This is a genomic window from Bacillus sp. A015, from assembly GCF_053851875.1.
On sequence record NZ_JBSPZB010000011.1, the window covers coordinates 66,221 to 82,111 of the forward strand.

The 15,891-nt window shown below is 41.3% G+C and carries 13 protein-coding genes; 3 read left to right on the forward strand and 10 right to left on the reverse strand.

Going from position 1 to position 15,891, the window contains the following annotated elements:
* Nucleotides 1–176: 176 nt before the first annotated feature.
* Nucleotides 177–1,454 carry a M48 family metallopeptidase gene (locus ACSLGF_RS11200; RefSeq protein ID WP_456005368.1) on the reverse strand — a complete coding sequence of 426 codons (1,278 nt, stop codon included), beginning with the start codon at nt 1,452–1,454 and terminating at the stop codon, nt 177–179.
* Between the two features lie 177 nt (nt 1,455–1,631).
* Between ACSLGF_RS11200 and ACSLGF_RS11205 the strand changes: the two genes are divergently transcribed.
* Nucleotides 1,632–2,048 carry a sporulation protein gene (locus ACSLGF_RS11205; RefSeq protein ID WP_456005370.1) on the forward strand — a complete coding sequence of 139 codons (417 nt, stop codon included), beginning with the start codon at nt 1,632–1,634 and terminating at the stop codon, nt 2,046–2,048.
* A 213-nt stretch (nt 2,049–2,261) separates the two neighbouring features.
* Here ACSLGF_RS11205 and ACSLGF_RS11210 read toward each other — a convergent pair whose 3' ends face one another.
* From ACSLGF_RS11210 to ACSLGF_RS11220, 3 genes are all read right to left on the reverse strand, one after another.
* A complete protein-coding gene (locus ACSLGF_RS11210; RefSeq protein WP_456005372.1) occupies nt 2,262–3,815 on the reverse strand; it encodes a fatty acid--CoA ligase family protein in 1,554 nt (517 codons plus the stop codon).
* A 173-nt stretch (nt 3,816–3,988) separates the two neighbouring features.
* On the reverse strand, nt 3,989–4,978 hold the full coding sequence (locus ACSLGF_RS11215; protein ID WP_456005375.1) for a lipoate--protein ligase: 990 nt from the start codon (nt 4,976–4,978) through the stop codon (nt 3,989–3,991).
* A 2-nt stretch (nt 4,979–4,980) separates the two neighbouring features.
* On the reverse strand, nt 4,981–5,724 hold the full coding sequence (locus ACSLGF_RS11220; RefSeq protein ID WP_456005471.1) for an MBL fold metallo-hydrolase: 744 nt from the start codon (nt 5,722–5,724) through the stop codon (nt 4,981–4,983).
* A gap of 156 nt (nt 5,725–5,880) precedes the next feature.
* Between ACSLGF_RS11220 and yhfH the strand changes: the two genes are divergently transcribed.
* Together yhfH and ACSLGF_RS11230 are read left to right on the forward strand one after the other, a co-directional pair.
* Nucleotides 5,881–6,018 carry a protein YhfH gene (gene yhfH, locus ACSLGF_RS11225; RefSeq protein WP_008359029.1) on the forward strand — a complete coding sequence of 46 codons (138 nt, stop codon included), beginning with the start codon at nt 5,881–5,883 and terminating at the stop codon, nt 6,016–6,018.
* 339 nt (nt 6,019–6,357) lie between these two features.
* Complete coding sequence (locus tag ACSLGF_RS11230) at nt 6,358–7,647, forward strand: cation:dicarboxylate symporter family transporter (RefSeq protein ID WP_456005378.1); 1,290 nt, start codon at nt 6,358–6,360, stop codon at nt 7,645–7,647.
* Nucleotides 7,648–7,869: 222 nt separating this feature from the next.
* On the opposite strand, the gene ACSLGF_RS11235 is transcribed toward ACSLGF_RS11230, so the two are convergent.
* From ACSLGF_RS11235 to hemE, 6 genes are all read right to left on the reverse strand, one after another.
* The gene (locus ACSLGF_RS11235) at nt 7,870–8,919 is read right to left on the reverse strand and encodes a M42 family metallopeptidase (RefSeq protein ID WP_456005380.1); all 1,050 of its coding nucleotides are present in this window, start codon (nt 8,917–8,919) and stop codon (nt 7,870–7,872) included.
* 328 nt (nt 8,920–9,247) lie between these two features.
* On the reverse strand, nt 9,248–11,557 hold the full coding sequence (locus ACSLGF_RS11240) for a YhgE/Pip family protein (protein WP_456005383.1): 2,310 nt from the start codon (nt 11,555–11,557) through the stop codon (nt 9,248–9,250).
* Between the two features lie 64 nt (nt 11,558–11,621).
* Nucleotides 11,622–12,200 (reverse strand): TetR/AcrR family transcriptional regulator, encoded by a 579-nt coding sequence (locus tag ACSLGF_RS11245; RefSeq protein WP_456005386.1) that lies wholly within the window; start codon nt 12,198–12,200, stop codon nt 11,622–11,624.
* Between the two features lie 176 nt (nt 12,201–12,376).
* Entirely contained in the window at nt 12,377–13,789 is a 1,413-nt protein-coding gene (gene hemY / locus ACSLGF_RS11250; protein WP_456005388.1) for a protoporphyrinogen oxidase, read from the reverse strand.
* 22 nt (nt 13,790–13,811) lie between these two features.
* Entirely contained in the window at nt 13,812–14,750 is a 939-nt protein-coding gene (gene hemH / locus ACSLGF_RS11255; protein WP_456005390.1) for a ferrochelatase, read from the reverse strand.
* A gap of 32 nt (nt 14,751–14,782) precedes the next feature.
* On the reverse strand, nt 14,783–15,841 hold the full coding sequence (hemE, locus tag ACSLGF_RS11260) for a uroporphyrinogen decarboxylase (protein ID WP_456005393.1): 1,059 nt from the start codon (nt 15,839–15,841) through the stop codon (nt 14,783–14,785).
* Between the last annotated feature and the right edge of the window lie 50 nt (nt 15,842–15,891).

Sequence of the window (15,891 nt, forward strand, 5' to 3'; positions counted from 1 at the left end):
CAAACCCTCGCATTCGGTGTCAGTCCTGCGTACCGGTGCTCACGAATGTCAAATTCGCTCCGCTCCGGTACTCGTCCTTCCTAGACTTCAAAGGTTTTCTATCACGCTGAAAAGAAGACAAAGGGCTAAAATAAAGATCATTTTAGCCCTTTGTCAACAATCTGATTTGTTTACTGCTATTTCGACATTCCCTCTTTTTTTGCTGCCTTTTCCATATCCATGATTCTCTCCATCATCGTCGGATGTCCATAGCGGAATATTTTCACTAGAAGCGGTGGATTGACTTGGGACAGACCTGATTTTGTAAGTTTTTGAAAAGATGTCACCCCCGCCTCCCCATCTTTTGTCAGGTTCACGGCATATTCATCAGCTGCCCGTTCTTGATGCCTTGAAACAGCATTTGTAAAAGGGGAAGCCGCAAATGACAGCATGGATACAATGATCAAAAGAAGCGGAAGAGCAGCGACATCCTGTGGTCCCTTCAGCCGAAATGAGGCGGCTCCCTTTTGATGAAGGTAAAAATAAAGGCGGTCCATTGCAAAAAATCCTGCTAGTGACAGCACTAAATATCCAGCTAGGCCAATATAGACATGCTTCATGACGTAATGGCCCATTTCATGCGCCATGATAAATAAAATTTCCTGATCCTTTAGCTTTTGCAGCGTCGTGTCCCATAAGACAATGCGTTTATTTTCACCAATCCCTGTTACGTAAGCGTTCATCGTGTTTGTTTTCTCAGACATATTGACCTCATATACATGATCTGCCGGGATATGCGCTTTTTCTGCAAGCGTTAATATCTTTTTCTCAAGTGCTTGATCCTTTAATGGGTAAAAATCGTTGTATAGCGGATCAATGACGACCGGTTGTATAAAGAAGAGGAACAGTGTGACTGGGACTGTCAAACACCAGGCATACAGCCACCATAACTTCCTTCTCTTTTGAATAAGCCAAAAGAACACAAGAACACATAGGGCAAGGAGCGGATATTGAATCCAGAAATCCAGCGTTTGATCCTTTAACCAGCTTGCTGTGCTTTGAGCAGATACTCCGTAGTATAAAGACAGCTGATAGCCAATCCACTTGATCGGCAATGAAACCAGCATCGTTAGAAGTGACAGCACGAAGACATAAACAAGTTTACTTAAGAATGTGAAACGAGCTGCTGCAAAGCTCCAGTCTGCTAATTTCCGTGAAAACCCTGAAATGAGCAAAAGGAAAAAGACGTACCAATCTAACGGGATTGTCATAAAGTACAGCAGGTTACGTATTTTCGAGAAATTCTCGCTGATGACAAGCTCATGGCTTGTCATAAAGGTATGCGGGTCTGCACTTGTCCCTTTCACACTTTCAGGAACAGATGAATCACCCATTAGAAACAAATAAAAATAAATAAAAAGACCGTACAATATGTATGCTAACGTTGCAAGAGCTATCCATTTACGTACGCGCACAGGTCAGCCTCCTTTCCATCCCTCTCTTTATTCTAATCACGCACATTTTTGTTTAGAACCTGTCTCATTTGCCTCCATCATAGCATGCCCCATCTAAAAAAGCTTGAGCGGAAAAAATGATTATGCTTCTAAAAAACCGGAGAAGCTAAAGGTAAAACAGTGAGTTGGAGGATCAAAATGAAGAAAATCCTTGCAGGAATTGTGATCTTTGGACTTTTACTGATCACCTTCTTTTATGTGTTCAGCCGGACTAGTGACATTTTCGATGAGAATCGAGCAGAAAAATTATTGCTTTCACCGACGAATCAGTCCATTTCTTATGAAATAGATGATAAAGACACAGCTGAAGATTTAATTGAAGAATTAAACAAAGGCAAACAAACAAGCAATCATCTTAAGAAAAATATAAAAAAACCTGATTATATTGCCAAGGTGATGTTTGGACGAACAAACGGCACCACCTTTCAGCTATGGACCAACCGTTCTCAGGTCGTTTTTTTAGTAGATGGCACGTATTATGAACTGAATCAAAAACAGTCAAATTCTTTTCAGAAACAGTTAAAAGAAGCCATTCAAAAAGGAGTCTCTTCATAAGAGACTCCCCAGATTGTTGACAAAGGGCTAAAATAAAGATCATTTTAGCCCTTTGTCTTCTTTTCAGCGTGATATAAAAACCCTTGAAGTCTAGGAAGGCCGAGTACTGGCGCGGAGCGAATTTGATATTCGTGAGCACCAGCACGCAGAACTGACACCGAATGCGAGGGTTTTCTTCACGCTGAGGATCCTCTTCATAAGAGACTCCCTTTTTTATTTACTTTCTTCTGTTTGATACTTGTCCTTTAGCGCTCTTCTTAAAATTTTACCTGTTGTGTTCTTTGGAATATCATCTATGAAATGGATCGTTTGGGGCTGCTTATATTTCGCTAAATAGCGTGAACAATGTGTGATGATGTCTTCTTGATTGATGTGAGCATGTTTCTTAGGGGAAATGTAACAGACGACAGCCTCACCTGTGTTTGGATCTGGCACACCGATGACGACGGCTTCTGCTACAGCTTCATGTTGATAAACCACTTCTTCTACTTCTCTTGGATAGACATTATAACCGCCAACGAGAATCATATCCTTTTTTCGATCGACAATATAAATATATCCATCTTCATCTCTTCTCGCCAGATCACCTGTATACAGCCACCCGTCCCGCAATGCAGCTTCAGTATCCTCTGGCATTTGATAATAGCCTTTCATGATGTTTGGCCCTTTTGCAATGAGTTCTCCGACTTCATTCGGACCGACTTCCTCTCCAAGCTCATTCACGATCTTATTCTTCACATTCATAATGTCGGTCCCGACTGAACCCGGTTTTCTTTTTCCATCAAGAGGATTGAAAGCAGTCACTGGGGAAGCCTCTGATAATCCATAGCCCTCCAGCACCGTGACACCGAACTTTTTCTCAAAACCGTGTAGTAAGGCAACAGGCATCGAAGCACCGCCTGATATACAAATCCTCACTGATGTCATCGCTTCATCATGACCGTCTTGGCGGTATAAATAGTTATACATGGTTGGAACACCAACAAATAGCGTGGGTTTTTCTTTTTCCATCATGCGCAAAAGCTCTGATGGGCTGAAATGCGGCAGGACATAAATGGTCGCGCCATGAATCAACGGTGCATTCATACAGACCGTTAAACAAAATACATGGAACATGGGCAAAGCAGCAATGACCTTGTCCCTTTCATCAATCGATAGGTACTCAGCAATGTCTCTGGCATTTGAATAAAGGTTGAAATGAGTCAGCATCGCACCCTTTGGTTTTCCTGTCGTACCAGATGTAAATAAAATAACCGCAGTATCGTCAGGCTGAATGGAAGGATGTGTCGTTTCTGGCGCATGTCCAGACACAAGCTTTCCAAAGAAGACAAGACGATCAAATACTTCCTTGAAACTTGATCTGCACGCCGATTCATTTTCTGCACAAATAATCACTCGTTCAATAGACGGAAGCTGTTCATACACCTGCTCGTATACTGGCAAAAGCTGATCAGGTGCAACAATGCCTTTTACATCTCCTGTGATCAGCATATATCCAATTTCACTTGGCGTGTATGTTGGATTGACAGGTACAACGACAAGCCCTGCCTTCAATGCACCAAAAAAAGAAATGACGAAATGCGGTGAATTTCCTAAAATAAGCGCGATATGATCCCCAGCTTGAAACCCTTCGTTGACTAAGCCATCTGCAAAACGCTCGATACTTGTCATCAGCTCTCGATAGGTCCACTTCTTTCCTTCAAAGATCAGTGCGATATTTTCTCCCTTGGTCATCGCAGTCTGCTCAAGATTTTTGATCAAATCCATTCTCCCACCCCTTATGCGTCGTCAATGAATGAATAGCCATTCATTTTATGACCAAACATTCCTCCTTTCTATTATAATAGACAATCGAAAAAATCCACAAGATCAAATGTTAATCGCTTTCATTTCTTTCAATCAAAAAAGCACCGCTATCTCTAGCCGTGCTTTTCCCCCGCTTAATAAATCAAATCAAGAAAATCTTCTTTCGATACGTTGCCGAAATAGTGGCGCATATCCATATCTTCTAATACGTCGCTGATGGTTTTACGATCATATTGCTGCCCGATCAGTCTTTTTTCAATATCGGCAATATCCCCCACACCAAAGAAGTCACCAAAGATCTTGCAGTCTTGGATCATGCCTTTTTTCACCTCTAAACGCAGATCGATCGAGCCAGCTGAGAACCGCTTAGAGTGCTGCAAATTAAACTTAGGTGAACGGCCGTAGTTCCATTCCCATTTTTGATATCGATCCTGGGAAATTTCATGGATCTTTTGCCAATCCTTTTCAGTCAGTTGATATTGAGGCACGTCCCCATCCGTATCAAAAATGTAGCTTAAAAGAATTTTTCTAAATTCTTCTGTTGTCATTTTTTGATCCATTAGTTCGCTAATATTCGCGACCCTGCTTCTAATGGATTTAATGCCTTTAGATTCAATCTTTTCTTTTTTCACATTTAATGCAGAGACGACATGTTCAATTTCTGAATCAAATAGCAGTGTGCCATGACTGAAAATACGTCCTCGTGTGGCGAACTGGGCATTTCCAGAAATTTTGCGTCCATCTGCCATGATGTCATTTCTGCCGCTTAATTCAGCTTTGACTCCTAGCTTTTCAAGTGCTTTGATGACTGGCTCCGTGAACTTTTTAAAGTTATGGAAGCTTTCCCCGTCATCTTTTGTGATAAAGCTGAAGTTTAAGTTTCCTTTGTCATGGTAAACTGCACCACCGCCGGATAGGCGGCGAACGACTTTGATTACATTGTCTTCCACATATTTTGTATTGATTTCTTCTATTGTATTTTGGTTCTTTCCAATAATAATGGACGGCTGGTTGATGTAAAACAGTAAATACGTTTCTTCTGGATCTAAATATTTTAAGCAATACTCTTCAATTGCCAGATTAATCATTGGATCATCATGTTGTTCGTTATCGATAAACAGCATCTCTATCTTCCTTCCTTGTTCCATCTAAGCCCTGAATGGGCAAGCTGTATACTGCCAGTATATAACGCCTGTGCTTCATTGACTAGGTCTTTATGCCGTCCGAAATGAGGCAGATGGGTGATGATGAGCTCCCCGACATTTGCTTCATTTGCTATCTTCCCTACTTCAGTGCTGTTCATATGTCCTGCACCCGCTCCGTCTTGCCTGGCGTAAAAATTGCTCTCGGCAATGAGCAGATCTGCATTCTTACTAAATGGGATAAATGCGTCCTGATAGCTCGAATCCGCTGTATACACCACCACAGCATCATCTGCCTGAATTCTCATGGCATAGCATTCTGCAGGATGAACCGTTTTCAAAAAATCAATTTGAAATGGGCCCATTTGAATGCCTTCTGCCGGATGATAAGGCTTTGCCTTTGTATGTACATCATCAGAGAGCCGCCTAAATGCTTCTTGATCACCTGTATGTCCATAGATCGGAAGCGAACCGCTGCTTTTCCCTAAATGATAACCCACTAATTTCGCATATTGGAGAGGTCCGATATCAGCAATATGATCGTGATGATAATGAGAAAGGAGAACAGCATCTAGTTCTTCTATATCAATGGTTTGCTGAAGCTTAGAAAGAACACCGCTCCCGCAGTCTACAAGCAGCCGGAAACCATCTGATTCAAAAAGATAACCTGATGTCGCCTCACCGGCTGCTGGAAACCCTCCGTAGCATCCAATAACGGTTAATTTCATCGTCATTCTTCCCTCCTTTTGTAAAAATCCCCTTCTTACAATATACCCATTTTTCATGGAAAAAGCATTCTTCTTGCCTATTGTTACAAAACAGATTGACAATTATCAATCTGTTATAATACAATAATAGCAACAAAATGTATTGGAGGATGACAAATGCTAGGAAAAATCACTGAGTTTTTTAGAAATTTGCCCTCAAAGAAATGCACAAAATGTGGAAATGATTTAATGGAACAGCACGAGTGTTACGGTAATGAATGTGAGGAATGCTCACAAGTAAGTTATCTTAAATAAGGGAATAAATTGAATAAAAAAGCACTTTTTTCCTCCGTCGTCAGTTGGAGTCAAAAGTGCTTTTTATTTTTTCGGAAAAATAGGTAAAAAGGTAAAACCCTTGTCACAAAAGGGATTTTTAGTATTTTTATATGATGACTTTTAGTTCTGATGACACTTTTTATTGACTTAAAACAACGAAGGGGGTTCGAAGCGTCCATTTTTTCAAACAATTTTGTATTTTCTCAATATAATTTAATCGTGGACGAAACTCTTTAATTTTAGTTATACTTTAATTCATATATTAAAACTTAATATGATGGGAATATTCCTTTAATGAATAAGTTAGGGAGGAAATCTATGAAAAAATTAAAATTCGGATTAGCTACACAAATCCTAATCGGTCTTATTCTCGGCGTCGTTGTTGGTGCGATCTTTTTCGGTAACCCAGATGTTGAGACATACTTAAAACCAATTGGAGACTTCTTCTTAAGACTCATTAAGATGATCGTCATACCGATTGTCGTCTCTAGCTTAATTTTAGGTGTTGCAGGTGCCGGTGATGGTAAAAAAGTAGGGAAGCTCGGTTTTAGAACCATTCTTTATTTTGAAATTATCACAACATTTGCGATTGTCCTTGGTCTTGTACTTGCTAACTTTGTTCAACCTGGTGCAGGCGTTGACTTTGGACATACGGAAAAACAAGATATTAGCCAGTATGTTGAAACGGAAAAAGAGCAAAGCAGTAAATCAGTTGCTGATACGTTCCTTCATATCGTTCCAACGAACTTCTTCCAATCATTGGCGGAAGGTGATTTGCTTGCGATTATTTTCTTCACTGTGTTATTTGCACTCGGGGTTTCAGCCATTGGTGAACGCGGCAAACCAGTGCTCGCCTTCTTTGAAGGTGTATCACATGCCATGTTCCATGTCGTCAATGTTGTGATGAAAGCTGCACCATTTGGTGTCTTCGCACTCATTGGTGTGACAGTTTCAAAATTTGGTCTTGAATCTCTTATTTCATTAGGTAAGCTTGTAGGTCTTGTTTATTTTGCGCTGGCTCTCTTCCTTATCGTTGTATTCGGAATCATTGGAAAGATGATCGGCGTCAATATTTTCAGATTTCTTGCTTACATGAAAGACGAAATGCTTCTTGCCTTTAGTACATCAAGCTCTGAAACAGTTTTACCAAGAGTCATGGATAAAATGGAGCGCATCGGATGTCCAAAAGGAATTGTCTCTTTCGTTATCCCAATCGGTTATACGTTTAACCTGGACGGCTCCGTCTTGTATCAAGCCATCGCTGCGCTTTTCCTTGCACAGGTATATGGCATTGACCTCACGATCGTACAGCAGCTCACACTTGTTCTTGTGCTGATGGTGACATCAAAGGGAATGGCTGCCGTTCCTGGTACTTCATTTGTCGTATTACTCGCAACACTAGGAACGATCGGTGTACCTGCTGAAGGTCTCGCATTTATTGCAGGTGTTGACCGTATCATGGATATGGCGCGAACTGTTGTCAACTTAACAGGTAATGCACTTGCAGCTGTCGTGATGTCTAAATGGGAAGGGCAATATGACCCTGAAAAAGGACTTCGTGTGATGACTGGACAAGATGTTCCTGAGCCAACACAGCTTTCAAGCTAATCAAAAAGAACCCCGATAGATGGGGTTCTTTTTGATTGTTGACAAAGGGCTAAAATGATCTTTATTTTAGCCCTTTGTCTTCTGTTCAGCGTGATAGAAAACCTTTGAAGTCTAGGACTGGCGCGGAGCGATTTTGACATTCGTGAGCACCACCACGCAGGACTGACACAGAATGCGAGGGTTTGTCTACACGCTGAGAACCCCAATAGTCGGGGTTCTTTTTTATGGTGTGATTAATTTGGATTGAACATAGTAGTAAAGAAGATTGGCTGTCTGAATCAGTGAATCTTCATGGGTTCTTTCAAAAGCATGCGAAGAGTCAATGCCAGGTCCAATCAGTCCATGAATGATATCATGCCCTGCTCTAATCGCTGCTGATGCATCAGAACCATAATAAGGGTAAATATCAAGACGGTAATCAATTTCATTTGCTTCAGCTAATGCTGCTAAATGCTTGCGTAAACCATAATGATAAGGACCGCTTGAATCCTTCACACAAATCGACACACTATATTCATCGGTTGATTGACCATCACCGATCGCTCCCATATCGACAGCTAGATATTCCACCGTTTCTTCTGGAATATTCGAATTTCCACCGTATCCAATTTCTTCATTATTTGAAATTAAGAAGTGTGTCGTATGTGGCAAAGTGATGTTTTCCGTTTGAATCCGGTGAATTAAACGCAGCAATAACGCCACACTTGCTTTGTCATCAAGGTGTCTTGATTTAATAAAGCCTGAAGACGTCACTTCTACTCTAGGGTCAAACGAGATAAAGTCCCCTACTTGAATCCCAAGTGCTTTGACATCGTCTGCATTTTTCACCTTTTCATCGAGACGAATCTCCATATTTTCTTGGTTTCGTTTCGCTTTTCCAGCATCCTCATATACGTGAACTGACGTTTGATGCATGAGGATTGTTCCTGTGTATGTACGGCCTGATGCTGTTTCAATTTCACAATACTCGCCTTCGATTGAGTTATACTGAAAGCCCCCGATGAGTGCAAGACGAATTCGGCCATTTGATTTCATTTCCTTTACCATTGCACCGAGCGTATCGACATGCGCTGTCAGCATACGGTGTTCCTCGTCATCTGCTCCTTTTATTGTGGCAATTAATCCGCCTTTTCGATTACGCTTTGTCTCAATATTCAGATCTTGTAAAAAACGTTCAACAAAGCCGATCACCTTTTCTGTATTCCCTGATGGACTTGGGATTGATACGAGCTTTTGAATAAGTTGAATCGTTTCGTTTACTTCAGTCGTCATTCGGCATTTCCTCCTTTGTCTGAAAGCAATTCCTTCCATGTATGCCTTTTTCAGCATCTCTTCTTAAAATATATCGCTTCGGGTTCCTGATGTCTAATTTCTAATAGAAAAAACCCTTTCTCTATTAAGAGAAAGGACAGCATGTAGACAAACCCTCGCATTCTGTGTCAGTCCTGCGTGCCAGTGCTCACGAATCTCAAATTCGCTCCGCTCCGGTACTCGTTCTTCCTAGACTGCAAAGGTTTTCTATCACGCTGAAAAAAAGAAGACAAAGGGCTAAAATAAAGATCATTTTTAGCCCTTTGTCAACAATCTGAGGATTCATTCATTAAGCTTCTTCTTGTTTCATTTTTCTCACGTTCCAAGCAAAGTATGCTGTTGTTGCGGCCATCATGATGATGGCAACTGTTCCAAGGATCGCTGCTTGGTGCCATAAATAGCTGTCATCACCACTTGCAATGATCGTTCTAAATCCGTTGATTGTATACGTCATTGGAAGCAGACTATGAATGACTTGGAAGAATTTTGGGACGAGCTCAAGCGGGAATGTACCCGCACTTGCTGCAAGCTGAAGAACCAAGATAATGACAGCGATGAAGCGCCCTGGGTTCCCCATTGTTGTCGCCAGAAGCTGAATGATCGCTAGGAACGTCAGACTGACGACGATCGCAAAGAGATAGAAGCGCCAGAGACTCTCCACCTCAAGACCAAGTCCAAAGATGAGCATGGAGCTTGCAATGACTGCCTGTAAGATACCGACAAGCAGGAGCACACTATATTTGCTGACAAACCATTCAAACGCATTTCTAGGGCGTCCAGCAGGGTCTTTCATTGGGAATACAACGGTGAGCATGAGAGCCCCTACAAAGAGTCCCATGGATAAGATATAAGGCGTGAGCCCTGTTCCGTAATTATCAATCTTTTTCGCTGTATCGTTTTCTGTTTTGACTGGACTCGCAATCATATTGTAATTGTCCTGATCCGCATCAATTTCACCTGTTTCATCCGCGGCGCTTTTCAATTTATCGGACAGCTTCCCTGTACCGCTCTTTAAGTCGCCTAATCCTTTATCTAGCGATTTTGAGCCTTCAGCAAGTTTAGATGAGTTGCTTTGGATACTCGCTGAACCACTTTCTAGCTTATTTAACGCTGCGCTAAGCTGGCTTGAACCATTTGCAAGCTTATCCGCACCACTTTTCGCTGTATCAAGCTTTCCATTTGCTGTTTGCAGGCCTTCTTGTAATTGCCCTTGACCTGTTTGAAGCTTAAGTGCACCTTGATACAATTTATTCGTACCAGATGTCATTTGATCAATGGCATTTTGTATCGCGACCGTAGATGTGTATAGCTGTTCTGTTTTCTTTGGCAGCTGTTTTACTTGCTGCAGCTGTGCTTTTGCCGAAGCAACCGCAGATTGAACTTCACTAACATCGGGCAGTTCCTGCAAGGCTGCTAAGCTTTGCTCAAGTCCAGACAGGTCAGGCAGTTCAATTTTAGGAAGGCTTTCGAGCTGATCCATTGCCGCCTTTTTCTCTTCGTCTGTCATTGAGCTGTTTTGAATAATACTTTTCACTTTTGCATCTCGATTAGACAGTGCTTCTTTTAATGAAGCAAGTTTTGTATTGAACGTTTGTGCGTTTTTTTTCACCTGATCTAGTTTAGGCGCCATCTTTTCAAGATTCGCTAATTCTGGTGAAGACAATACTTTTTCTACTGCTGCAATTTTTTCCGAAAATGACTGTGCTTTATTGTTTAGCTGCTCAATGCCTGCTGTGAATTGCGGCATTTTAGAAGCAAGCTGCTGATGTCCTTCAAGGCTTGTGTTTAACCCTTCGGTCAATGTATCAATCCCTGTGCCAAGCTCTCCAAATTTCTGATCGATGGTTTGATAGCCCGTTAAGAGCTGACCAAGCCCGCTGTCAAGAGATTGGATCCCTGTGTTCAGTTCACCCATTTTCCCTGCGAACTGATGAACACCTTCACTATATGTTAACGTTCCTTCAGCCAATTTCGCCAGATTGTCTTTTAACTTTTTACTGCCATCTTTTGCGCTTTTTGTTCCGTCATCAATTTTCTTCGCACCATCGCTTGCTTGATCTAATCCTTTTGCAATGGTTTTGAAGTTATCAAAGATGACCTCTGCATAATTTTCTGTGACTTCCTTTGAAACCGAATCTTTTAATTTGATAATGGCATTATTCGCAATTTGTGACGCAGCATAGTTTGCGCCTGGATTCGTATAATATTTCAAATTCGATTTTTTCGGATGTTTGTCTAGCACTGTACTTGCATTTTTAGAGAAATCTTTTGGTATTTCTACGACGAGATAATAGTCCTCGTTATTTAATCCCTTGACGGCCTTTTCTTCACTATCGACAAAGTGCCATTTAAAACTATCGTTCTTCTTCAATTCCTTCACTAAATCATCGCCGACTTGAAGTGTTTTGCCATCATAATGACTGCCTTCATCCAAGTTGACAACCGCTACAGGTAATTGATCAACTGTACCATATGGATCCCAGTAAGCCTTTAAAAATACACCACTATAAATCAGCGGAATAAATAAGACAGCTAAAATCGGGATCAGTAGTTTTTTGCTCGTCACAATGTCTTTCCATTGATTCCGAATTAAATTCATTGCTGTTTTCCTCCCATAGATGAGTGACTAAATTGACAATTTGGTCATTTGAACTCAAAAAAAATTACGTTGTTGTAGAAAGCCCTTTTAGTACATAAAGCTCGAGCGATTCAGCTACTTCTTCTTTTGTTAAAGGCTCGTATCGCTTTTCCCAATCAAAAATAAGTGCAATATATAGTTTCACCATCACAAATGCAGTCAATTCAGGATCACAAGGCTTAATGTCACCTTTATCAATCGCTTCTTTTACTTTTATTTTAATATAGCGAATGATCATTTGCTCCATTTTTTCAATCATTTCCTTGACTGCTGACGTGCCAAGCTCCGCATTTTCCTGAAAGATTTTTATTGTGAGCTGGTGGTTTTTTCGAAATTCCAATATTGCAAAAAGTGCTAAGTGAAGGTTTTCAGAGAAACTGTTCTTCTCATCAATGGCCTCGTCAGCAATTTTTCTCATCTCCATTAAAAGGGATGTGAAAATTTCATCAAACAGCTCTTCTTTGTTTTTGAAAAAGGTATAAATGGTTCCTTTTCCGACGTTGGCAAGCTTCGCCACAAGGTCCATTGTCGTGGCTTTATACCCGAATTGAGTAAATGCCTTCGTGGCCCCATCTAAAATCATTTGTCTCCTATCAACACTCATGGTTCTCACTCCAAAAATGACTATTTGAACGTTTTGGTCATTAAGTACAGAAAGTAATATACCATATCCTTTTCTACAGATGCAACTACTTTGTTCACTTTTATTATTCACAACTTCTTTTCTTATCATACGAACATGAAAAACTCCCTTTCCATGACAGAAAAGGGAGTTTATTTTTATGAAAATAGGTAAGATACAGCCTCAGAGATGGCGGCTTTTCCTTGATCAATACAATCAGGGATTCCGACACCTTCAAAAGCAGCACCTGTGATATAAACACCAGGGTATGATTGCTTAAACGTTTCACGCATATTCGAAATCTGCTGTTGGTGGCCAACGTGATATTGCGGCATACTGGTTTTCCAGCGAGTCACCGTCGTCAGTTCTGGATCTGCTTTAATATCCATGATTTTCTTCAAATCTTCCAGCACGATGCTGATGATTTGATGATCTGACTGCTCGACAATCGATTCGTCACCAGCTTTTCCTACATACGCACGCAATAGTATTTTTCCTTTAGGAGCTGTATGCGGCCATTTTTTATTCGTCCATGTACAGGCTGTAATAGAGAAATCACTGTTTCTTGAGATGACAAAACCTGTCCCATCATATTCATTATGAACATCCTCTTCTTTAAAGCCAAGTGCAACCGTTGCAACAGAGGTAGATGTCATGTCATGCAAATATTCAAGCCCTGCTTCTTTTGGAAACATGGAATAGATCGATTGATGCGGCGTAGTGACAATGGCTGAATCTGCAAAAAGTGTTTGACCGCTGTCTAATTGTACGCCATAGCCTCCATCTGTTTTTTCAATCTGCTTCACTTTTGTCCCTTTATAAATCGTCGTCAGCTTGAGCTTACTTTCTACCGCTTCAACAAGGGCTTGCAGTCCTTGATTGATTGTTTGGAACTGTCCTTGTTTTTTCGCTGTCACTTGCTGCGCTTTCGCATGCTGCTGTGATTTTTTCATCCCAAGAATCAAACTGCGATGCTTTTGTTCCGTTTGATAAAACTGCGGGAAGGTAGACATTAAGCTAAGGCGGTCAATGTCACCTGCATAAATACCTGATAGAAGAGGCTCGATTAAATTCTCAACGACTTCATCGCCCACACGTCTTCTAAAAAATTCACCAAGCGACTGATCTACTGTCTGCTTGCTTTTTGGTAAGACGAAATCCATCGCCGCTCTCGCTTTTCCTGCCACTGAAAAAAGACCAGTTGTAACGAAAGGGCTGATTTGAGTTGGAATGCCCATGACAGCGCCCTTTGGCATCGGGTGAAGGGTTTCATTGACTAATACATATGCTTGCCCCGTTTCATTATTGACGAGCTGATCGGACAGACCGACATCCTTTGCCAGCTGCGGTCCACTGACCTTTCTTTCTAAAAATGAATCAGGACCACGTTCAATAATGTAGCCATCTTTATATAATGTTTGTATTTTTCCACCCAGCCTAGGACTCGCTTCAATAAGAGATATTTGGATAGGGAGACCTTTTTCTTCAATTTCCTTTTCCAAATAGAAGGCGGCGGCTAAACCAGTGATGCCACCGCCAATGATGACAAGGTGTTTTTGATTGTCATGCATAGGATCGCCTTCTTTTATATGATTACTTGCTTTCGTCAAGCTTCTTTAACACGACTGTTGCCAGCGCATCAATAAATGCTGGTTTCGCATTTGGCATTTCTGGACGATAGTAGGCTGCACCGATTTCATCTGTCACGACTTTACATTCATAATCGTTGTCGTATAACACTTCCAGATGATCAGCGACAAATCCAGCAGGCACATATACGAACGTTTTATAGCCTTTTTGTTCGAATAGATCCCGGGTGAGGTCTTGCACGTCTGGTCCAAGCCACGGATCAGGCGTATTACCTTCACTTTGCCAGCCAATTTCATAATGTTCAATTCCCGCACCGCCTGCAATCATTTTGGCAGATTGTGCGAGCTGGTCAGGGTATGGATCTCCTGCTGCAATAATTTTTTCAGGAAGGCTGTGTGCAGATACAATAAGCACAGCCGATTCTCTTTCTTCTTGACTCATGGATGCATACGTATCTTTTACTTGTTTCACCCAATAGTCCACAAACTTCGGCTCATCATACCAGCTTTCAACAGAAGTGATCTTCAAATTGCCAAGCTTATCTGCCTCATCTTGAGCACGTTTGTTATACGATTTCACACTAAATGTTGAGAAGTGCGGCGCAAGGACGATACTCACAGCTTCTGTGATGCCATCTTGATGCATCTCGGCAACCGCATCCTCAATGAAAGGCTCGATATGTTTTAAGCCAATGTAGACATGAAATTCAATGTCGTCCTGGATGTCATTCAAATGATCACACAAACCATTTGCCTGCTGTTCTGTAATTTTTGATAAAGGAGAAATACCGCCGATTGCCTTGTAGCGATCCTTTAAATCTTGCAGCATCTCTGGCTCCGGCTTTCTGCCTCTACGGATATGTGTATAGTAACGCTCAATGTCTTCTTCTTTATATGGGGTGCCATATGCCATGACAAGAAGTCCCATTTTCTTTTTCTCCACAACCAACACTCCTTCAGATCATTTGAAATAGTTTAAATGGATGTTTTTTTATGTTTAGCCGAATAGTCGTGAATAAAACCTGTCAGCTTCTTTAACGTTTCTGGTGAAACATCAGGAAATACCCCATGACCTAAGTTAAAGATGAAGTGATCTGATTTCATCCCTTGATCTAAAATGTCTTTTGCTCTTTCTTCAATCACTTCCCAAGGAGAAAGTAAGATGGTTGGATCAAGGTTTCCTTGTAACGTTTTTGATAAACCTTCTTTTCGCGCTTCGTCTACACTCATACGCCAATCAAGTCCAACGACATCAAGCGGCAGGTCATGCCAATCTTTCACCAGATGACTCGCACCAACTCCGTACATGATCATCGGTACGTTTTCAGACTTAAGCTCTGTGAAAATACGCTGCATGACAGGCTTAATGAATGTCCGGTAATCTGCTGCATTTAAAGCGCCAACCCAAGAGTCGAAGATTTGAAATGCACTGATTCCTGCTTTTACCTGCGCCCGTATGTACGTGATCGTCATATCAGCTAATTTATTCATTAATAGCATCCATGTCTCTGGCTCACTGTACATGAGTGCCTTCGTTTTATGATAATTTTTAGATGGACCGCCTTCAATCATATAGCTTGCCATCGTAAATGGTGCACCGGCAAAACCAATGAGCGGGACATTTAGCTGCTCCTTCGTCAAAAGCTTGATTGTATCAAGCACATATGGCAGGTCTTCTTCAGGATGAAGTTCTCCAAGACGTTCTATATCTGCTTTTGTCCGAATCGGTGAATCAATCACAGGTCCAATTCCATTTTTAATTTCAACGTCCACGCCAATAGCCGGAAGCGGGGTCATAATATCTTTATATAAAATAGCGGCATCTACACCATATTGTTCTACAGGAAGTCTTGTTACATAAGCACATAGCTCTGGCTGATGCGTAATTTCAAATAGCCCGTATTTTTCTTTGAGGGCACGATATTCAGGCTGCGAGCGTCCTGCCTGTCTCATGTACCAAACAGGTACATGGTCTGTTTTTTCCCCTTTGCACGCCTTTAAGAACGTGTCATTAAAAGCTTTCGTTTTTCCCATTACCTTTCATTCCACCTTTCGCCCCACACTCTCTTTGTATAAGGCTCAAA

What these genes read in the sequence shown, in the direction of transcription:
- ACSLGF_RS11240 (WP_456005383.1), bottom strand. Translation starts at nt 11,557, where the DNA reads ATGAATTTAATTCGGAATCAATGGAAAGACATTGTGACGAGCAAAAAA.
- ACSLGF_RS11220 (WP_456005471.1), bottom strand. Translation starts at nt 5,724, where the DNA reads ATGAAATTAACCGTTATTGGATGCTACGGAGGGTTTCCAGCAGCCGGT.
- ACSLGF_RS11235 (WP_456005380.1), bottom strand. Translation starts at nt 8,919, where the DNA reads ATGACGACTGAAGTAAACGAAACGATTCAACTTATTCAAAAGCTCGTA.
- yhfH (WP_008359029.1), top strand. Translation starts at nt 5,881, where the DNA reads ATGCTAGGAAAAATCACTGAGTTTTTTAGAAATTTGCCCTCAAAGAAA.
- hemE (WP_456005393.1), bottom strand. Translation starts at nt 15,841, where the DNA reads ATGGGAAAAACGAAAGCTTTTAATGACACGTTCTTAAAGGCGTGCAAA.
- ACSLGF_RS11245 (WP_456005386.1), bottom strand. Translation starts at nt 12,200, where the DNA reads ATGAGTGTTGATAGGAGACAAATGATTTTAGATGGGGCCACGAAGGCA.
- hemY (WP_456005388.1), bottom strand. Translation starts at nt 13,789, where the DNA reads ATGCATGACAATCAAAAACACCTTGTCATCATTGGCGGTGGCATCACT.
- ACSLGF_RS11210 (WP_456005372.1), bottom strand. Translation starts at nt 3,815, where the DNA reads ATGGATTTGATCAAAAATCTTGAGCAGACTGCGATGACCAAGGGAGAA.
- ACSLGF_RS11230 (WP_456005378.1), top strand. Translation starts at nt 6,358, where the DNA reads ATGAAAAAATTAAAATTCGGATTAGCTACACAAATCCTAATCGGTCTT.
- ACSLGF_RS11215 (WP_456005375.1), bottom strand. Translation starts at nt 4,978, where the DNA reads ATGCTGTTTATCGATAACGAACAACATGATGATCCAATGATTAATCTG.
- ACSLGF_RS11205 (WP_456005370.1), top strand. Translation starts at nt 1,632, where the DNA reads ATGAAGAAAATCCTTGCAGGAATTGTGATCTTTGGACTTTTACTGATC.